The organism is Luteibacter sp. 621 (genome assembly GCF_050435445.1).
Lineage (GTDB): Bacteria > Pseudomonadota > Gammaproteobacteria > Xanthomonadales > Rhodanobacteraceae > Luteibacter.
In genome coordinates this window covers 79660-99738 of the sequence record NZ_JBNDKI010000008.1, presented here as the reverse complement: position 1 = coordinate 99738, position 20079 = coordinate 79660, and the positions used below count along the sequence as shown (strand labels likewise).

15 protein-coding genes are annotated in these 20079 nt (G+C 64.7%); 10 read left to right on the top strand and 5 right to left on the bottom strand.

Annotated elements, in window-relative coordinates; all coding sequences use genetic code 11:
• Nucleotides 1-16 precede the first annotated feature (16 nt).
• Entirely contained in the window at nt 17-427 is a 411-nt protein-coding gene (locus tag ABIE56_RS10840; RefSeq protein ID WP_429243823.1) for a helix-turn-helix domain-containing protein, read from the top strand.
• Here ABIE56_RS10840 and ABIE56_RS10835 read toward each other — a convergent pair.
• From ABIE56_RS10835 to ABIE56_RS10825, 3 genes are read right to left on the bottom strand one after another with little or no spacing between them, the layout of a single operon-like run.
• Nucleotides 387-1106, bottom strand: coding sequence for a tetratricopeptide repeat protein (locus ABIE56_RS10835; RefSeq protein WP_429243822.1), 720 nt, complete (start codon nt 1104-1106; stop codon nt 387-389). The two genes, ABIE56_RS10840 and ABIE56_RS10835, sit on opposite strands and share 41 nt — an antisense overlap.
• Nucleotides 1103-1789 carry a Fe2+-dependent dioxygenase gene (locus tag ABIE56_RS10830; RefSeq protein ID WP_429243821.1) on the bottom strand — a complete coding sequence of 229 codons (687 nt, stop codon included), beginning with the start codon at nt 1787-1789 and terminating at the stop codon, nt 1103-1105. Before ABIE56_RS10830 ends, ABIE56_RS10835 begins: the two co-directional genes overlap by 4 nt.
• Nucleotides 1790-1834: 45 nt before the next feature.
• On the bottom strand, nt 1835-4111 hold the full coding sequence (locus ABIE56_RS10825) for a TonB-dependent receptor (RefSeq protein ID WP_429243820.1): 2277 nt from the start codon (nt 4109-4111) through the stop codon (nt 1835-1837).
• A 341-nt stretch (nt 4112-4452) separates the two neighbouring features.
• Here ABIE56_RS10825 and ABIE56_RS10820 point away from each other — a divergent pair, with 341 nt between their 5' ends.
• The 5 genes from ABIE56_RS10820 to ABIE56_RS10800 all read left to right on the top strand — a co-directional run bounded on the left by ABIE56_RS10820 (nt 4453) and on the right by ABIE56_RS10800 (nt 12206).
• The gene (locus ABIE56_RS10820) at nt 4453-5118 is read left to right on the top strand and encodes a response regulator (RefSeq protein WP_429243819.1); all 666 of its coding nucleotides are present in this window, start codon (nt 4453-4455) and stop codon (nt 5116-5118) included.
• A 68-nt stretch (nt 5119-5186) separates the two neighbouring features.
• Entirely contained in the window at nt 5187-6518 is a 1332-nt protein-coding gene (locus tag ABIE56_RS10815) for a TolC family protein (RefSeq protein ID WP_429243818.1), read from the top strand.
• A complete protein-coding gene (locus tag ABIE56_RS10810; protein ID WP_429243817.1) occupies nt 6518-7561 on the top strand; it encodes an efflux RND transporter periplasmic adaptor subunit in 1044 nt (347 codons plus the stop codon). The genes ABIE56_RS10815 and ABIE56_RS10810 overlap by 1 nt, the downstream gene beginning before the upstream one ends.
• Nucleotides 7561-10599 carry an efflux RND transporter permease subunit gene (locus tag ABIE56_RS10805; protein ID WP_429243816.1) on the top strand — a complete coding sequence of 1013 codons (3039 nt, stop codon included), beginning with the start codon at nt 7561-7563 and terminating at the stop codon, nt 10597-10599. The genes ABIE56_RS10810 and ABIE56_RS10805 overlap by 1 nt, the downstream gene beginning before the upstream one ends.
• A 29-nt stretch (nt 10600-10628) precedes the next feature.
• Nucleotides 10629-12206 (top strand): ArnT family glycosyltransferase, encoded by a 1578-nt coding sequence (locus ABIE56_RS10800; RefSeq protein WP_429243815.1) that lies wholly within the window; start codon nt 10629-10631, stop codon nt 12204-12206.
• On the opposite strand, the gene ABIE56_RS10795 is transcribed toward ABIE56_RS10800, so the two are convergent.
• Nucleotides 12187-13575: a sensor histidine kinase gene (locus ABIE56_RS10795; protein ID WP_429243814.1), complete on the bottom strand. Its 1389-nt coding sequence runs from the start codon at nt 13573-13575 to the stop codon at nt 12187-12189. The genes ABIE56_RS10800 and ABIE56_RS10795 overlap by 20 nt on opposite strands.
• Nucleotides 13572-14240 (bottom strand): response regulator, encoded by a 669-nt coding sequence (locus tag ABIE56_RS10790; RefSeq protein WP_429243813.1) that lies wholly within the window; start codon nt 14238-14240, stop codon nt 13572-13574. The genes ABIE56_RS10795 and ABIE56_RS10790 overlap by 4 nt, the downstream gene beginning before the upstream one ends.
• Nucleotides 14241-14407: 167 nt before the next feature.
• On the opposite strand from ABIE56_RS10790, the gene ABIE56_RS10785 reads away from it, so the two are divergent.
• From ABIE56_RS10785 to ABIE56_RS10770, 4 genes are read left to right on the top strand one after another with little or no spacing between them, the layout of a single operon-like run.
• Nucleotides 14408-15574, top strand: coding sequence for an efflux RND transporter periplasmic adaptor subunit (locus tag ABIE56_RS10785; protein WP_429243812.1), 1167 nt, complete (start codon nt 14408-14410; stop codon nt 15572-15574).
• Nucleotides 15571-18660, top strand: coding sequence for an efflux RND transporter permease subunit (locus ABIE56_RS10780; protein ID WP_429243811.1), 3090 nt, complete (start codon nt 15571-15573; stop codon nt 18658-18660). The genes ABIE56_RS10785 and ABIE56_RS10780 overlap by 4 nt, the downstream gene beginning before the upstream one ends.
• Before the next feature lie 17 nt (nt 18661-18677).
• Nucleotides 18678-19265 (top strand): ABC transporter ATP-binding protein, encoded by a 588-nt coding sequence (locus ABIE56_RS10775; RefSeq protein ID WP_429243810.1) that lies wholly within the window; start codon nt 18678-18680, stop codon nt 19263-19265.
• Nucleotides 19262-20059, top strand: coding sequence for an ABC transporter permease (locus ABIE56_RS10770; RefSeq protein ID WP_429243809.1), 798 nt, complete (start codon nt 19262-19264; stop codon nt 20057-20059). Before ABIE56_RS10775 ends, ABIE56_RS10770 begins: the two co-directional genes overlap by 4 nt.
• Nucleotides 20060-20079 lie beyond the last annotated feature (20 nt).

Sequence of the window (20079 nt, the reverse complement as noted above, 5' to 3'; positions counted from 1 at the left end):
CGGTTCCGTGGCTCAGATGCCTGCACGTTCAACGAAAGCCCCTCGTACCCATACCCGCTTGCCACTTGGTGCCTCAGGTGCCCAGGCACTGGGTGCTCAGATTCGCGAAGCGCGGCTGGCTGCCGATATGCGCATAGAAGATTTGTCCGTGCTGAGCGGCGTTCATCGCTCGCAGATCTCGCGCATCGAGCGCGGCATAGCGGTGACGCTCACGCCGACGGCGCGCCGGTTGTGCGAATGCCTCAACATCCCGTTACCCGTGGATGCAACGCAGGGGAAGGCCGTTTCCCTGAGCGCGCGGGTGGCGGCCCTGGTGCATGCATACCCAGGGGCGGCGGAGCAGGTAGCGCGTGCGCTCGACGATATTGAGCGGACGTTCGGTCCGGTCAGCCCAAAGGACCGTCGCAAACGCTCGAAAGCGCCCTGACTTCGCTGGCCGGGTTGGCGAGAAGCACGTCCTTCATGGCGCTAATAAAGGATTCGGGTGCCTTCGAAAGGCCACGCGCAAGAAAAGCTCTTGCCTCGTCGTGGCGGCCCTGGCCGGCAAGCACCGAAGCCCAGGCGCATTCGCCGCGGTAGTCACCGGCGTTCGCGGAGGCTTCGTAGAGTGCGTACGCACGCAAAACGTCCTGCGCCGTCTCCCATCCATGCTCGTAGTAGCGCGCCAGGAAACACATGGCCCGTGCGTGGCCAACGGCCGCGGCCCGGCCGAACCACTCGAACGCCGCGGCACGGTTTTCGCGTACGCCACGTCCTTGCTCCAACACGTGGGCGTAGTTGTACATGCCCCAGTCGAGCCCGTGTTCGGCGGCGCGGCGGAACCACACGGCCGCCAGCTCGTGGTTGACCACGGCGCCCCAGCCATTTTCATGGCAGCGACCCAGCATGTTCATCGCCATGGGTGACGCAAGGTGCGCTGCCTGCATGAACCAGTACACCGCCTCGGAAGGTTGGGCGTCGCAACCCTGTCCATCCAGGAACATCTGGCCGACGATCGTCTGGGCCGTGGCATCGCCGTCCTTCGCCAGGCGCAACGCATAGGCATGCGCCGCCGCCGATGAAGTGGTGAGCTCGGTGCCAAACGCCTCTGCGTCGAACGCGGTCACGTGACCGACCATTCGCGCAAGAGGTTGTGATAGACCCCGGTCAGCCGCAGCACGGCGTCCTTATCCGCACCCTGGCCAGTCAGCTCCTGGACGGAGAGGTCCATATCGAAAAGCAGCCGCCGGCGCATCGCATCGGGCACCATGCTTTGCACCCAGAAGAAGCACGCGTTGCGCGTGCCCCGGGTCACCGGCTCCACGCGGTGCAGGCTGCTCCCCGGGTACAGCACCAGATGGCCCGCCGGCAGCTTGATCGCGTGCGTGCCGTAGGTGTCTTCAACGATCAGCTCGCCACCGTCGTAGGACTCAGGATCGCTGAGAAACAAGGTGGCGGAGAGGTCCGTGCGTACGGCAAGCGGCGGCATCTGCCGGCGGTCATACCGTATCGCGTTATCGACATGCATGCCGAAGCCCTGGCCGCCTTCGTACCGATTGAACAACGGCGGGTAGATGCGCAGCGGCAGGGCGGCGGCAAAGAAGGTGGGATGGGCCAGCAGCCGGTCGACGACGGCATCGCCCAGCGCGCGGGCGATGGGATCGTCCTCGGCGACCTGTGCGTTGTGCTTGGCCTGGGCGGATTGGTAGCCCGCCGTCACGCGGCCGTCCTCCCACCGTGCGTCGCGCAAACGCGAAAGAATGGTGGCGGCGTCGTCGGCCGTGATGAGGTTTTCGATCTGCAGGAGCATGGCGTTATGCCCGGGCCGCCGTGAGCCGGCCCGGGCTTCCTCGGGTCAGAAGCGGAAGTTGGCGCTGAGGATGCCGACGCGGCCGGGAGCCACGTTGGCGTAGTGCGCGGCATAGGCCTTGTCGAAGTAGTACTTGTTCGTCAGGTTCTGCACGTTCAGCTGCAGGGTCACGTTGTGGTTCAGTACGTACGAGGCCATCAGGTCGTAGCGCGTGTAGCCCGGCACCCACTTGGTGTTGGCCGTGTTGCCGTATACGCGATCCATGGCGTACGCACCGCCGCCCAGCGTAAAGCGTGGGGTGAACGCGTAGGTGGTCCACAGCGTGAAGCTGTTCTTGGGCGTGTTCGGGAACTGGTTGCCCTTGCTCGCCGCATCCGCCGGCGCCGGCTTGACCAGGTCGCTATCCAGCCAGGTGTAGCCACCGAACACGTTCCACTTCTCGGTGATGCGGCCGTTGATGCCAATTTCCACGCCATCCACGCGCTGCTTGCCCGCGTTGACCATGACGCTGCCGCGCCCGCCGGTGGCGACGCGCGCGTTGCTCTTTTCGCTGCGGAACACCGCCCCGGTCAGCGAAATGCGGTTATCCAGCAGGTCCCACTTGCTGCCGAGTTCCAGGTTGCGGCTGCTCTCGGGCTTGAGCGAATCGTTGGTCGCGGCAATGCCATCGGCACCATCGCCCGCATCCACGCCGGGTGGGTTGGATGAGGTGCCCCACGACGCGTAGATGCTGCCGTTCTCCGCCGGCTTGAACACCAGGCCGGCCTGCCAGTTCCAGAACGACGAGTTGTTGCGCACGCGCACGGTGGCGTTCGTGGCCGTGGTCACCGCGGTGGACTTGGTCTCGAAGTGGTCATAGCGGCCGCCCAGGTTCAGCGACCACATCTCGTTGAAGTCCATCGTATCGAACGCCCACGCGGAGCGCGTGTTCGTGGTGATGCGGTTCGGGTTCTGGCCTCCGATCAACGCACCCTGCCACGGATCGTGCGGATTCGGGTCGATCACCGGTGCACACCAGTAGTTCGATGCGGCGCCAATACCGTACTTCGCCGAGCAGGCGCCATTGCTGATCGCGCCAATATTGTGCGTGTCGGCGGCGTTCTTCGCCGGGTCCACCAGGTATTGCGAACGGTTGGTTTTCTCGTTGGCGATTTCGATGCCGGCCGCGATTGTGTGCTTCACCGAGCCGGTTTCGAACGCACCCGTGAGGTCCGTCTGGTTGGTGAGCGAATCGGTGGCGCTGATACGGTTGTTGGCACGGCGCCAGATACCACCGTTGGCAAGGAAGTTGCCGTTGCTGTCGTCCGGCTGGGTCCACAGGTAATCGTTGGTGGAGCGTGCGTAGACAGAGGTGTTGCGCAACTGCCAGCCATCGGCGAAGTTGTGCTTGACCACGATCTGGCCGATATCGTTCTTCTGCTTCTGGAAGTCGCGATCGAGCAGGCCGTAATAGGTATCGCGCGGTACGTCGATCGGGCTGCCGCTGCGCGTGGGCGCGTTGTTCGGGTTGTTGTACGGAATGCCGCTATCGGGCGTGTCATCCGTCTGCATGTGGTAGTAGCTAAGCGTCACGCTGGTATCGGCGTGCAGGCCGAAGGTGACCGACGGCGCAACGCCCCAGCGGCTCTGGTCGGGGCCGTTGCGGCCGGGAATGTTCGCATCGTGCGCCATCAGGTTCAGGCGGAACGCGGAATCGTCGCCGAACATCTGGTTCCAGTCCGCGGTGCCACGACGGTAGGCGTCGGTGCCCAGGCCGATAGAACCTGCAACAAAGTTCTTGGCTTCCGGTGCCTTCGTCACCAGGTTCACGCTACCGCCGACCGAGCCGCGGCCGGTGTACGCCGAGCTCGGGCCCTTGGTCACTTCCACCTGTTCGATATCGAAGATCTCGCGCTGCTGGGAGCCGGAACTGCGCACGCCGTCCACGAAGATAGAGCTCTCCGAATCGAAGCCGCGAATGATGGGGCGGTCGCCGTTGGGGTTGCCGCCTTCGCCAGCACCGAACGTGATGCCCGGTACGGTGCGCAGCACATCAAGCAGGGAAATGGCGTTGGTCTGCTGGATGATTTCCTGCGGCACGACGGTGACCGAACGCGGTGTATCGACCAGTGGCGCGGTGAACTTGGGCGACGTGCTATTGACCACGGTCGACTGCACCTGCATGCCTTCGAGGTTCTCGGTCTTGCGCTCTTTGCCCTTGTCCTGCGGATCCGGATGGGGCGCGTCGGTAGCGTGGGCGGCGGAGCCGGCCATGACCAGGCCAAGGGCGCTTGCGACCAGGCGGCGGGGCGGAACGGACCTCGAGGTGATGTACGACGGCATGGTGGTTTTTCCCTTGAACGTTGGTTCCCGCGGAACGCGGGCAAAGCGAGTCCGGCGGCGCCCGGGTTAATCGGGCGTCGTACGCTTTCGCGGAGAGGTGAAGTAATTGCGGCATGAAACATTAACGCATGTGATAATGATTCGCAATAACAAATGGGCGGCATTCGATCCGTTGGGGCGCAACGACTCCGGTCGTGGATTCGGTAAAAGAGAATGAGTTGAGAAAATCGGCGAGATAATCCCGTTACTCAGGTAGCTTATGAATTCCTTAGCCGAACCTGTGTAATGCGCCGGCCATCAGAACCCTGACAATGGCCCTCGTAAATTCATGGGGAGCCGCTATGCATATCGTTGTGGTCGAGGATGACGAGCGCCTGGGTGGGTCGATCAAGCGAGCGCTGGAGCAGCTGACCTACACCGTCATGTGGCTGCGAGATGGCAACGCAGCCCTCGAGGCGCTCAGGCAACGCGAAGCCGACCTGGTCCTGCTCGACCTGGGGCTGCCTTCCATGGATGGCATCGAGGTGCTGCGCGAGGCGCGGCGGGCAGGCATCCGAACGCCCATCCTAGTGACTACCGCCCGCGATACCGTGCAGCATCGCGTCCAGGGGTTGGATGCAGGCGCCGATGATTACCTTGCCAAGCCGTTTCATCTTGATGAGCTGGCAGCGAGGATTCGCTCCCTCTGCCGACGCTCGCAGGGCCTGGCTGACAATGTGCTTAGGGCGGGCGCGATTTCGATGGATGTGTCGCGGCTTGAAGTGCGCAGGGATGGCCAGCGCGTTGAACTGACCCGGCGTGAGTTCGCATTGACGCAGGTGCTGATGGAGCGCGTGGGCCGGATCGTGCGGCGCGACGCGATAGAGCGTTCCATCTACGGGGCAGAGTCGGATGTCGGCCCGAACGCGCTCGAGGTGCTCATCCATGCGTTGCGCCGCAAGCTCGGCGTGGAGGTGATCAGGACGGTCCGCGGCTTCGGCTACATGATTCCGGCGGATGGAGCCTAGGTCGCACAGATTCCGCTAAGCGATCTTGGTTAGCGTGGCGGGTAGTTCCCCAAGGACACCCGTTTCGCATGCCTGTATCCCTGGCCAGGCCATTGCTATGTGGCCTTATTGCCGCTGGCGTGGCGGCGTGCGCTCACTATGCGCCGCTGCCGCTCGACCATGAAGCGCGTTACGCCGGCGCCGTTAGCGCGCTTCAGGGTGGCGCCGTTGCGCCCGCGGCGCTCACGCTGGATGACGTCACGCGCCTGATATTGCAGAACAACCCTTCGTTGAAGCTGGCCGGGTTGCGACGCGCGGAGGCACATGCACAGGCGGAAACCGGTGCGCTTCCTCCCAATCCTTCGTTCTCCGGAAGCCTGGGTTACCTGCTATCCGGCGCAGGTGACGCGACCGCATGGACAGCGGCGATCGCTGAGCCGGTGAATGGCTTGATCACCCTGCGTGCGCGCCGCGCCGAGGCGCGTGCAACGACAGCGGAAGTGGATGCGAGCCTTGCGTGGGAGGCGTGGCAAACGGTGGTCCGGGGACGACAGCTTACGACCGACATCCTTCTCAACGAGCAGTTGTTTGCCCTGCAGGTACAGATGGCGCAAATCCTCCGCCAACAATGGGAGGCTGCTGGCCGCGCCGAACAGGCGGGCGACATGGACCGCACCGTGACGGCCCCCATGGCGCAGGCTGCCAGCGAAGCGGATGCCGCCGCGGCGGAGACCGAGCGCACGCTGTCCAGCCAGCGGCGCGACCTGCGCGCGCTGATGGGGCTTGGCTTCGATGCGCCGCTGTCGCTCGCACCCTTGCCGCCATGGGTGCCGCTAGCCGAGGCTGAGGCTGACGTTGCGATTCACGACCTGCCCAGGCACAGGCCTGACCTGGTGGCGCTCGCCATGGGCTACGAGGCGCAGGATGCGCACTTTCGCGCTGCCGTACTCTCGCAATTCCCCGCTTTGTCGCTCGGCTACGACGCGTCGCGCGACAACAGCAGGGTCACCAATGGCGGGCCAGCGTTCACCGTGGACTTGCCGATATTTGACCGTGGTACCGCGAACGCCCGCGCCGAACAATTCACCCGCGAGCGTTTGCACGCGGAGTACAGCCAGCGCGTCGCCGATGCGAGGGACGAAGCCAGGGCGCTCATCGTAGCGAACCGGCTAGCGGAATCGCAGCTGCGGCGCCTGGCACGGGAGGAGGCGGCTGCACCTGGCCGGACAGCGGCCGCTTCGGCCGCGCTCGCGAGGGGAGACCTGGACCGCACGACCTACAGCGGGCTGGCCGTGGCGTCATTGTCCGCGAAGGTGGCGCAACTGCATACCGAACTCGCTATGCGTGATCAACGAATAGGTCTTGAAGCGCTGCTGGGCATGGGGATGCCGGTGATCGATACGGAAAAGGAGTTTCAGTGATGCGTCGTCCTTCCTCAGCGGTTTTTGCGCTTTGCCTGTGCGTCCTCGCTGGTTGTCAGGCCACGCCAGATGACGATGCGGCGCATGAGGTCGCGTCGGCCGCGGTGCTCATCGCTACGCCGCAGAAGGGTGTCATGCCGCGCACCGTCGTGGCATGGGGTGAGGCGAGCCAGGGTGCCCCGTACCAGCAAGTGGTCACGCTGCCGTTCGATGGTTCGCTATCCCGGTTGACCGTAGCCCAGGGCGAGGCGGTGCGTAGAGGACAGGTCCTGGCCTCATTCGACCTTGCGCCTGCCGCCAGTGTAGCGATGGACATGGCGAGGACCGGCGTGCAGACCGCGGCATTATCGCTCGAGCGTGTGCGCCGCCTGCGTGGGGACGCGCTGGCTACGGACGAACAGGTGGAACAGGCGTCGAAAGCACTTACCGATGCACGGGCAGCCGTCGCCATGTACCCGCGCGCCGATGTGGTGGCATCGTCCATCGTCATACGCGCGCCGGTGGACGGAACGGTCACGACCGTCGCTGCGTCAGCTGGCCAGGTGGTGGCAGCCAACGCGCCGCTGATTGCCGTGACGCCAACGGCCGAGCTCACCGTCATCGGCGGTGTTGAGCCTGGCGTTGCCGGCACGGTGCGTGTCGGCATGCCGGTCGATCTGGAGCGGGTCGGTGGCACGGGCAGGATAACGGGACGCGTCCTCGGCATCGCCGATGCTATCGACGGGCAAACGCGCCTGGTGCCGGTCCGTATCCATCCGGACTCGGCGCCCATGCCCGGAACGACCTGGCGGGCCGAGATCACGGTGGGCGAGGCATCCGGATGGGATGCCCCCGCGGATGCCGTCGTTGACGACAGCAGGGGCCCTTGCGTCTATCAGGTCCGCCAGGGAAGGGCGCATCGCGTTGACGTGCGTGTCGTCGTTGAGCGCGGCGACCGCGTGCTGCTCAACGGTGATATCGACCCATCGGCACCGCTGGTGACCGCGGGCGGACCACAACTTGCCGAAGGCATGACCGTCGTCACCAGTGGCGGTGGCCGCTGATGCCGGCATCGTTCCTGGCACGGCACGCGGCGACACTCGTCCTGCTCGCCATCATGCTGGCGATCATGGGGGCGGTCGCAGCACTCAATCTTCCGGTTGGGCTGTTCCCGCAGGTGTCGTTCCCGCGAATCGTCGTGGACCTTTCAGCCGGCGACCGTCCGGCCGAAACCACCTCGCTGCTCGTTACCCGGCCCGTTGAAGACGCGATACGCTCGATCCCGGGTGTTAACAGCGTGCGCTCGGAAACGTCCCGGGGCGAGGCGCAGATCTCGGTAGATTTCGGGTGGGGCCGCGACATGATCGCATCGACGCTCCTGGTCGATGCGGCCATCGCGTCAACGATCCCCGATTTGCCTGCCGGTACGCGTTATGACGTTCGCCGCATGGACCCCACGGTGTTCCCGATCATCTCGTATGCCCTGCGCGGGGATGGCATGTCCCCCGTGGCCCTGCGCGATTTCGCCCAGTATCGCATCGCGCCCATGCTGGCCTCCGTGCCGGGTTTGGCTCGCGTCGATGTGCAGGGTGGGCAAGTCGCCGAGATCGAAGTTGAGGTCGATCCGCATGCGCTCGCGTCGCGCGGGCTTACTGCGTCGGATGTCACAACGGCCATTGCCGCGGCGAACCAGGTGAACGCGGTCGGGCGCATCCAGGATCACCACAAGCTTTTCCTTGTGGTTGCCAACGGTCCGGTGAGCGATGCCAGGGCGGTGGCATCCATACGGCTGGCCAACGCGGGAGGCGGCCGTACCACGGTGGGTGATGTTGCGAACGTGCATAGCGGTGTGGCACCGGACTGGACTCGCGTGGCCGAGGATGGCCGGCCTGCCGTCCTGTTGAATGTCTTCGAGCAGCCCGATGGCAATGCCGTGCAGATCGCCGCGGCGGTTCGGGCGAAGTTGAAGGGCCTGCCGTTACCGCCTGGCATCACGCTGAAAAAATGGTACGACCAGAGCGAGCTGGTCACGGCGTCAGCCGGCAGCGTGTGGGAGGCGATAGCTATCGGCCTGATCCTCGCGGCCGTCGTGCTCTTCGCCTTCCTCCGTAGCATGCGCCTCGTCGCGATCGTCTTTATCGCCGTGCCAGCCATCCTGGCGGGAACCATTTTGTGCCTGAGCGTGGCTGGCCTCAGCTTCAACATCATGACCCTGGGCGGCATGGCGGCCGCAGTGGGGCTCGTCATCGACGATGTCATGGTCATGGTCGAGCACATGGCACGCCGGGTGGCGGCGGCCGATGGACGCCGCTACGACGGCGTCATCTACGAGGCGGCAAGCGAATTCATCGTGCCACTCTCGGGCTCAAGCCTCGCCACCCTGATCGTGTTCGTGCCACTTGCGTTTCTTGATGGCGTGACGGGTGCGTTTTCGCGCGCATTGTCCATCACGATGGGTGCAGCCCTGGTTGTTTCGTGGATTGTCACGGCGTTCGTGGTGCCGCCGCTGGCGGCACGTTTTTCGCGCCCGCGCAGTTGGGTACACGTACCGGCACGCTGGGAGCGCGCTTTCGCGCGTGCCCACGGCCACGTCGTGCGGGTAGCGTTCCGTCGCCCTTGGCTCGTGGGCGCCCTCGTGGCCAGTACGTTTATTGTCGGCATCGTCGCCTACATGCATGTCCCGACCGGCTTCATGCCCGAGGCCGATGAGGGTGGCTTCGTGCTCGATTACTACACCGCACCGGGTACGTCCATCATCGAGACAGAGCGCGAGGTCGCCCAGATCGAATCGCTGCTGCGGATGAACAAGGATATCGACACGTTCTCGCGCCGGCTCGGTACGGGCCTGGGTGGCGACCTCGGCCAGTCATACCATGGTGATTTCTTCATCAAGCTGAAAACCGGCCACGATACCCCGACGATCGATGTCATGAACGATGTGCGCGATCGCATCCTGCACAACGTCCCCGGTGTGCAGGTGGAGGTGGCGCAGCTCATGGAAGACCTGATCGGTGATCTCACGGCGGTCCCGCAGCCCATTGAGGTCAAGCTGTATGGGGACGATGTTGCAGCGTTGCTTCCGCTGGCCGACCGCATTGCGAGCGCCATGGCCCGCGTGCCAGGGCTCGTGGATGTGAAGAGCGGCGCGCAGCTTGCGGGCGATGCGCTGGAAGTGCGCGTTAATCCCGTGGCCGCGGCTGCGGAAGGTGTAACGGTCCAGGCAGTGTCCCAGGCGATTTCGGATGGTCTTGTCGGTGTCATCGCGACAGAACTGCCTAGCGCCACCAAATCGATCGGCGTGCGTGTGGCGGGCGCGGGTTCGCCGTCGTGGCGGATAGCGAACCTGGTTGCGTTTCCCATACGGTCTGCCGATGGCCACATGTTCCCATTGTCGCGCGTTGCCTCGGTGGTGCCGGTCGCAGGCCAACCACAGATCACCCGGGAAGATCTGCAGGCCATGGTGCCCGTGACGGCGCGCATCGAGCACGGGGGTATTAAATCGGCCGTGGCCAGGGTGCGGGCCGTTCTGGGCAAGCCAGGGGTCCTTCCGCCTGGTGTACGGTATGAACTCGGCGGCCTTTACCAGCAACAGCAGATCGCGTTCACGGGGTTGAAGAAGGTGTTCGCTGCGGCCATGGGCGCCGAATTCCTGCTGCTCATGTTTCTTTACCGGCGTGCCCGCATTGCGTTGCTCGTCATTGTCGGATCACTCGTCTCGGCATCCGCCGTGTTCGCCGGGTTGTGGATAGCGGGCGTGGATCTTAACGTCACGGCCATGATGGGTCTTACGATGGTGCTTGGTATTGGCACCGAGATGTCCATTTTCCTGGTCTCCGAATACATGGCCATCGGCTCGCGCCTGGGCTGGCGTTCGGCGATGCGTCGCGCAGTGCGAAATCGCCTGCGTCCCATCACGATGACGACGCTGGCGGCGATCCTTACCTTGCTGCCGTTGGTCCTTGCGCTAGGGCAGGGGGCGGATATGCAGCAGCCGCTCGCGGTCGCGATTGTTGCAGGTCTTTTACTGCAGTTTCCGGTGGTACTCGTCGCGCTACCGGTGGCGTTGCAGATCGCGATGGGACGGGTGAGAACACTAAGTTGAGCATAAGCGCGTGTGGCTAGGCTGCGCGCATGAAAATTGTCCGCCACCTTTTTCACTGGCTTCGCGATCGGCCGTGGCTCGCTACGATGCTCTGGGTGATTCCGGCAGCATTGTTGCCAGCGGTGCCGATCGATGAGACGCGATACCTTTCGATCGCGTGGGAAATGCGGCGTTCGGGCGATGCCATCGGGCTGACACTGAACGGTCATCCGTACATGGATAAATCGCCTTTGCTGTTCTGGCTTATCAACGTCGCATGGACGTTGCTGGGTGTGTCGACGACGGCGGCGCGTACCGTATCCATCGCGTTCGCGGCGGCCTCGGTCGCGGCCGTTACGGCCATTGCCAGGCAGTTTGGGCACGCGGATCCTGCCAGTGCCGGCTGGATGTTGCTGCCTTTTGTCATCTTTGGAACATTCGCGCCGATAGCGATGTTCGATATGCCCCTGGTGTGCTTCGTGGCCCTCGGCATCCTCGGGCTCGTCTGGTGGGTAAAGGGAAGGCGTGTCCAGGGCGCGCTTCTTTTCGTTGTCGCGGCGATCTTCGGTTTGTTGGCGAAGGGTCCCGTTTACCTGTTGCATATGCTCGGTCCGGTGGTGCTGCTGCGCTGGTGGCATGGCGCGCCGATCGAACGCCCGTGGCGGCTTGCCGCCAGTATCGCCGGCTGCATGGTCTTGGCCTGCATTCCGTTAGCGCTGTGGGCCATCACGAATGCGGCGCGCTTTCCGGATGTACCTATCCTGCATACGCTAACGCACCAATCCATGGGCCGCGTTGCGCACAGCTTTGCGCACAGACGACCTGTGTATTGGTACCTGCCGTGGGTCATACCGTTTCTTTTTCCGTGGAGCTTCCTGGTCAGGTGGCGCGGCGTGGGAGCGAACCTGGCTTGCGCGTTGGGTGGCGGAGAAGGTCGTCTGGGTGTCGCGGCCACGTTGCCGGCGCTTATCGCGTTTTCGCTCATCAGCGGAAAGCAGATCCACTACCTCTTACCGCTGCTCCCGGGCGCTGCGCTTCTTGGTGTCGCCATGGTCGAGCATGGGGTCACGCCGTTTTCGTTTGGGCGGGTGCGGCTGTTGCTTGCCGCTGTCGCGCTGGCCTGGGCGTGGCCGGTGGCCAATGCGGCGGTTGGCATGCCGGGGAACGCGCACTGGTACGTCGCCGCGCTGGTCACGTCCGCGTTACTTGGCCTTGGCGCACTTGCCACGCGTGGCATCACATCCCATACGGAAGGTGACCAGCTGCGAGTGGCGGCTTTTGCCGGGTTGATGGCCATCGCCGCGGTGGTGCTTCTCGTTGGGGTACACGTGAAAGCGCACATGGATCCCGGCGAACTCGCCGATGCGGTGAAAGCGTTCCAGCGCAGGGGCATCGTGGTCGCGGCCGTGGACGATGAGCCAGGCATGGTGACCTACCTTGCGCGGCTGCCGCGACCGTTGCCGAGAATCGTGGACAACCCGACATGGGTTCGCGCTCACCCCGATGGCAGGGCATTGGTGCACGCCGGCCAGGGCGCGCCGCCATCCTTTGTCGAGTCGCCCATCCTGCTGGCGGATGGTTGGGAAGGTCTGGTGCCCGCGCCGCACCTCAACGAGGTGCATCCCTAACGGACGCGGCGTGCGCGGGAAACGTGACGGCGACGCGCAGGCCCTTGCCATGCGCGCCCTCGCCAAGCGCCACCGTCGCGCCGTGCAGGTGGACGACACGGTGGACGATCGAGAGCCCCAGGCCGAAGCCGTCGCCCAACCCTGTGTCCCGCTGAAACCGCTGGAATACCGCTTCCCTGCGTTCGGCGGGTATGCCGGGGCCATCATCGGTGACCGCTAGCGTCGGTGTGCCCGTTGAATCGTTGAGGGATACCGTCACGGTGCCGCCCTGCGGTGCGTGGCGAAGGGCGTTGGCGACAAGATTTCGTAGCATGGCATGCAACGCGGCTTCATCACCGGTGACCCACCAGTGGCCAGTCGTTGTGCGCTCGCCGAGCGTGATGCCACGAAGGGTGGCCTCCGCCCGCGCCTCGATGATGGTGCCCTGGATCAGCCGCTCAAGATCGACCTTACCACCCGGCGCGAACCGCGCTTCATCCAGCCGCGCCAGGGTCAGCAGTTCCTCGGAGCGCTCGCGCAACACCTGCAGGCCGGCGATCGCATCGGGGAGCGCTGCCGTAAGCTCGCTGGCCGGCGCAAGGCTCAGTGCACCCTCGACATTGATCACCGCCGAGGCGATGGGCGTGCGTAGCTCGTGTGCGACATCGGCACTCAGCCGCGTCTCCCGGTCCAGCGCGTGGTCCACACGCAACAAGTAAAGGTTCACTCCGTGGATCAGCGGCGCAAGTTCGGGGCCGTGGCCGGCCATCACGATCGGATCGCGTGTGCCCGCGGGGCGGCTGGCGAGGTGGCTGGCCAGGCGGGATAACGGCGCAAGCACCCGTTCCACGGACCACGTGGCGAGCCAGCCGAGCAGCGGAAGCCCGAGCAGCAGGGGCAATGTGTGCTCCAGCCACACGGCACTGAGAATGTCGCGCCGGCTGTCATGGCGCTCGCCGACGATAACGATACGGTCCTTGTTTACGTCATCGAACCGGTACAGCCGCCACTTGCGGCCATCGAGATGCACATCACTGAAGCCGGCCTGCGGTATCGCGGTGCCGGTCAGGTGCCTGAAGTTCTCCGTGGCGAGCACATCCTGGCCCGAAAGGCTCAGCACCCGGTAACCCACCTCCAGCTCGTAGGTGCGCGTGGCGCCCATGGGCGGAAGCACCGGAACGTTCGTGATGGGATGGCGCGCCAGCTGGTCGCCCGGGGGCGCCAACACCATCAACTGGTCCATCGTCACGGCGGCGTGGATCAGGCGGGCGTCACAGTATTCATCCACTTTTTGCAGGGTAAGGCGCGCCGCAACGACACCGATCAGCCCCAGCACGCCAAGGATGATGACAAAAATGGATAGCTGCAGGCGCCCGACGATGGATTTCATCGGTCGGCTGGCGAGGGCAGCAGGTATCCCATGCCGCGAATGGTGCGGATGTTGTCCGGCCCCACCTTGCGGCGCACCGCGTGGATGAGCACCTCCAGCGCGTTGGGGCTTACTTCGGAGTCACGCCCGTACACCAGGTTATCGAGGATATCGCGGTGTACGATGCGACCGGCGCGCGCGGCCAGGGTATGCAGCAGGGTGAACTCCCTGGGTGTGAAATCCACGCGCTTGCCGGCGATGAGCACTTCGAAGCTATCGAGGTTCATGCGGATCGTGCCCACTTCGATCACGTGATCAACGGCTTCACGCGTTCGGCGGGCTACCGAGCGGATCCGGGCGCCCAGTTCGTCGAGGTGGAACGGCTTGCTCAGGTAATCGTCAGCTCCCGCGTCCAGCCCGGTCACCTTCGAGCGGATGTCGTCACGCGCGGTCATGATGATGACCGGTACCGTCAATTGCTCCGACCGGGCGGTGCGGATGATCTCGACACCGTCGATGTCCGGCAGGCCAAGGTCGATCAGCGCCACGTCATCCCCGCGCGTTCGCAGCCGCACTAGCGCTCCAGCCCCGTCGCGCTCCCACGTGACACCGTGGCCCAGCTGTTCCAGGGCGCGCACGATGGCCTTTCCAAGGAGGACATCGTCCTCGACAACGAGGATTTCCACGGGGACAACTCCGGCAGGTCGGTGGCGAGCCCATTATTTCCAGCTCGCCTTACGCGCTGCTTTGCGCGTGGCCACCGGTTGCATGAACGAGGTTTCACCCTCCGGGCAAGGCTTTGCTAAGGGTCGGCCCGCACCCTTGGCACTTAAAGTTCCTCCGGAAATCGCACATGCCTCATGTTGTATCGCCCCCATCCCGTTGTGCATGGCGCCAGCGCGCCCTCTGGCTGACGATTCCCGTGCTGCTTGGCATGGGTGGCTTCGTCCTTCTCGGGCTTTCGGGACAGCCCGCTGCCACGCCCGTGGCACCGCCCGCGACGGTGACCACGGTGGCTGCCGCCAGGCGCGATATGCCGCAGTGGGTGGCGGGTGTCGGAACAGTCACGCCGTTGAACGAGGTCATGGTGAAGGCGCGGGTGGACGGCCAGCTTGACCGGGTCGCTTTCCAGGAAGGACAGATGGTCAAGGCGGGCGACCTGCTTGCCGAGATCGATCCACGACCCTACCAGGCGGCGCTGGTGCAGGCCGAGGCTGCGGCGAAGCGCGATGACGCGCAGCGCCGCAACGCGGAGCTGGACCTGACCCGCTACCAGAAGCTCTCGACGCTGCAAGTCGTGCCGCGCCAGCAGCTGGACGCGCAGAAGGCGCAGGCCGAATCGCTCCTTGCGACGGTGGCCGCGGACCACGGGGCGGTCGACGCGGCGCGCCTGAACGTGGCCTTCACCCGCATCACGGCGCCCATCGCCGGGCGGGTGGGCCAACGCCTGGTTGACCAGGGTGCGCAGGTGCACGCCGCGGATACGGCAGGCATCGTGACGATCACCCAGATCGAGCCGATCACGGTGGCGTTTCCCGTATCCCAGGATCTACTGGCCAATGTGGTCGCGGCCCAGCGCAGCCGGCCACTTCGCGTCGAGGCAACGGCACGCGACGGTTCGGCGGTACTCGGCAGCGGCACGCTTACGTTCGTCGACAGCCAGGTATCCGCATCGACCGGCCAGGTGCTGCTCAAGGCCCAGTTTGATAACCACGACCACGCGCTTTGGCCCGGCGCTTTCGTTGCGGCGCGCCTGTTGCTGTCGACCCAGGCGCAGGCGATCACCGTGCCATCGCAGGCCGTGCAGCGCGACCAGACGGGTGATTTCGTTTACGTGGTGGATCCGAGCCACGTGGCGCGCCAACGCCGGGTCATCGCCGGCCTGGATACCGATGGGTATACGGTGATCTCACACGGCCTGGCCGCGGGTGAGCGGGTGATCGTTGAAGGCCAGGGCGATATCCAGCCTGGGGTACATGTGGTCGAGGGTCACCGTGCCGCGGTCGGGGCGAGCGCATGAACATAGCGACCGTGTTCATCCGCCGCCGGATCGGTACGGTGTTGCTTGCCGCCGGATGCCTGTTGATAGGGGCGGTGACCTATCGCCTCCTTCCCGTGGCGCCCTTGCCGCAGGTGGATTTCCCTACCATACAGATCAGCGCGCAGCTACCGGGTGCCAGCGCAGAGACCATGGCCTCGTCGGTTGCCACGCCGCTGGAGCGGTCGTTATCCGATGTGCCGGGCGTGACGGAGATGACCTCATCGAGCTCGCTTGGGCAGACGCAGATCGTCGTGCAGTTCGACCTGAGCCGGAATATCGATGGCGCTGCGCAGGATGTGCAAACGGCGATCAACGCCGCCGGTGGCCTGCTGCCGAAGAACCTGCCTAACCCGCCGACGTACCACAAGGTGAATCCGGCCGATTTCACCATCATGTCCATCGCCCTGACGTCGCCCACGCTGACGCTCACCGAGCTGGACAAGTTGATGGAGGAGCGGCTTGCCACGCAGGTCTCGCAGATGAAGGGCGTGGGCCTGGTGGACTACCACGGTGAGCAACGGCCAGCCATCCGCCTGCGCGTCGATCCGGACAAGGTGTCGGCGCTCGGCTTAAGCCTGGATGACATTCGTACCGTTGTCGCGGCACAGACGGTGGATGCGCCCAAGGGATCGCTCGATGGCCTGCACCAGAGCATCACGCTGAAAGCGACCGACCAGATCCTGGAGCCCGCTGCCTACCGGGACATGGTCGTCACGTGGCGCAACGGCGCGCCCATCCGCGTGCGCGATGTCGGCACGGTGGTCGAGGCCGCGGAGGATGTCCGCAGCGCAGCGTGGCTCCAGGGCGAGCGGGCCATCATCGTGGATATCCACAAGCAGCCCGGCTACAACGTGGTGGATACGATCGCCGCGATCAATGCGCGCTTACCGCAGTTGGCGGCCGCATTGCCACCTTCAGTGCATGTTCGCGTCGTGGGCGATCGCACCCAGACCATCAGTGCGTCGGTGGCTGATGTGCAGTACACGCTGCTTGCGACGATCGTGTTGGTCATCGCGGTGATCGCGGCATTCCTGCGCAACGTATGGGCGACGGTCATCCCCGCGGTGACGATCCCGCTCTCACTCGTCACCGCCTTCGCGGTGATGTATGTGCTCGGCTACAGCCTGGACAACCTGTCGCTCATGGGCCTGACGATCGCCGTGGGCTTCGTGGTCGATGATGCCATCGTGGTGATCGAGAACGTAGTGCGACATATGGAGGCCGGGAAGGGGCCGTTGCACGCGGCGGTGGAAGGAACGCGCGAGGTCGCCTTCACCATCGTCTCCATGACGCTATCGCTCATCGCCGTCTTTATCCCCATCCTGTTTATGAGTGGCATCGTGGGCCGGTTGTTCCGGGAGTTCGCCGTGACGATCAGCGCGACGGTGCTGATTTCAGGCGTGATGTCCCTCACGGTGACGCCCATGCTTTGCGCGTGGCTGGTTCGACCTGACCACGAACACGAGCATGGGCGGGTTTACCTGGCGCTGGAGCGCTTGCTCCATGGCATGAATGCGTTCTACGTGCGTTCGCTGGATTGGACCCTTGGCCATCGACGGGCTGTCCTCCTGTCACTGGCAGGAACCGTTGCGTTGACCGGTGTCTTGTTCGTGCAGATTCCGAAGGGATTCTTTCCCCAGGTGGATGCCGGGTTGATCGTCGGTTCGGCGCAGGCCTCATCGAGCATTTCGTATGGCGCCATGTCCACTCGTATCCAGGAGCTGGGTGCGATTGTCATGCGCAATCCCAACGTCGATAACGTGTACTTCTGGATCGGCCCCAACCCCACCCTGAGCCAGGGGCGCATGATGATCAACCTGAAGCCGCTGGCGGCCCGGCATGCGTCAGCCAGCGAGGTGCTTGATCAGATCAAGGCGGCGACAGCCGGGGTGCAGGGTATAAAGCTGAAGATGCAGGTGCGCCAGGATATCCAGATTGGCGGCCGGTCCAGCGCGGCGCAGTACCAGTACACCCTGCAATCCACCGATGTTGCCGCGCTGAACAAAGCGGCCACGGACCTCATGGCCGAGTTCAGGCACATGCCACTGCTGCGCGACCTGGATTCGGACCAGCAGCCGGCCTCGAAGACCGCGACCGTAGACATCCATCGCGATACGGCCTCACGGTTGGGCGTGAGCGTGCAGGCCATCGATGATGTGCTCTACGACGCCTTCGGCCAGCGCCAGGTGGCAACGTTGTTTACCCAGAACAATCAATACCACGTGGTTCTGGAGGTGTCGCCCGGCTTTCAGCTGGATACCGCCTCACTTTCGCATCTCTATGTGCGTTCCACGGGAGGGGGTTTGGTTCCGCTCAACGTCGTGGCGAGCGTCGTGGATGGCGTGGCACCGATCACGGTGAACCACCAGGGACTGTTCCCCTCGATCACGCTTTCGTTCAACCTGGCCCAGGGAGCGTCGCTCAGCGACGCGGTGACGGCGATTCACGCGGCAACCCAGCGCATCGGCATGCCATTATCGGTGACAGGTGCGTTCGCAGGCACCGCCCAGGCGTTCCAGGATTCGCTGGCAAGCCAACCCTGGCTCATCCTTGCCGCGGTGGTGGTGATCTACATCGTGCTTGGCGTGCTCTATGAGAGCGCCATCCATCCCCTGACAATCATTTCGACGCTGCCATCGGCGGGGCTTGGCGCATTGCTTGCACTGGAGCTCTTCGGCCAGGACCTCTCGGTGATGGGCCTTGTCGGCATTCTTCTCCTGATCGGTATCGTGAAGAAGAACGCGATCATGATGGTGGACTTCGCCATTGAACGGGAGCGCCATGGTGCTACGCCGCTGGAAGCGATCCGCGAGGCATGCGCGCTGCGCTTCCGCCCCATCCTGATGACGACCATGGCGGCGTTGCTTGGGGCGGTGCCGCTGGCGATGGGCCATGGCGCCGGTGCGGAACTGCGTGTGCCGCTGGGGATAGCGATCTGCGGCGGCCTTATCGTGTCGCAGCTGCTCACGCTGTACACGACGCCGGTGGTTTACCTTGCCTTTGATCGGTTCGCGAAGCGCGAGCCGGGCGTCCTCTCGCTGGCTTCGCTATCCTCGGACGCATGAGCGAACAGGGACTCAGCGTGAACGCATTGCGGGGCCATCGCATTGGCCCGGTTTCGTTTGACCTTTGTCCGGGTGAATGCGCCGCCGTCATGGGCGCATCAGGAGCGGGCAAAACGCTCCTGTTGCGTCTCCTCGCCGACCTGGATCCGGGCGAGGGGCGCGTCGCACTGGGTGGTGTGGATCGCGACAGCGTCGGGCCGTCGAACTGGCGTCGGCGGGTGATGTTCGTGCCCGCGGTATCCGGCTGGTGGGCACCCACGGCGGGCGAGCACTTCACGGATGGCACACGGGCGCAAGCGGCGGTGCTTTGCCGTGAGCTCCGGCTGCCCGGTGACATCATGGATCGCCCGGTAGGCCGCCTGTCGACGGGTGAGAAGCAGCGCCTGGCGCTTATCCGCGCCCTCGTCGAGCAGCCCGAGATTCTCCTCCTCGATGAACCCACCAGCGGCCTCGACCCGGAAGCTGCCCTGGCGGTGGAGGCACGCCTGGCGGCCGTGCGTGAAGGCGGTACCGGCATCCTGTTCGTCACGCACGATATCGGCCAGGCCTGGCGCATGGCCGGCCGCGTGTACCAGCTCAAGGGCGGAGGCCTCCAGCCGGCATGACGACCGTATCGTTCAGTGCGGTCGACGTGGCTATCGCCAGCATCATCCTCGTCCTCGATGCTGCGCTTTCTATCGCGCTACGCCTGGGTTTTCACCGCTCGCTGGCGATCGCGGCCGTTCGCATGGTGCTGCAGCTCATTGCGCTGGGTTTCATCCTGCGCACCGTTTTCGCCATCGATGCGATCTGGCTGACGTTGGCCCTCGTGTTGCTCATGACCCTGGCGGCAGCCCGCGAGGCTGGCGCGCGACCACAACAGCGCCTGCGCCGCGGCCACTACCTCACAAGCCTGGTGGGCGTCGCGGCACCGGCACTGCTGACCTGCGTGTTTGCGCTCATCTCGCTGCTGCCCGGCGACGATGGCTGGTCTCCACGATTCGTGGTGCCCGTGGCCGGCATCCTGCTGGGCAACGTGCTGAACGCAGTGAGCCTGGGGATGGCCGACGTGCTTGAGGGTGTCACGCGCGAGGCGCCGGCGATCGAGGCGCGCCTCATGCTGGGCCATACGTTCAGCGACGCCAGCGGCAGCCTGCAGCGCCGTGCGATCCGGCGAGCCATGGTGCCACTGGTGAACCAGATGAGTGCCGCAGGCATCATCACCATGCCTGGCATCATGACGGGTCAAGTGCTGGCAGGCATGGATCCCTTGCAGGCGGCGACCTATCAGATCGTGCTGATGTTGTTGCTTGCCGGTGGGAGCGGGCTGGGTGCCGTCGTATCAGTGAGGCTTGTGCTGCGGCAGCTAACGGACGCGCGTGAACGGTTGCGGCTCGATCGCCTGCGCGACACGACATGATGCCGTCGTGACACGGGAGC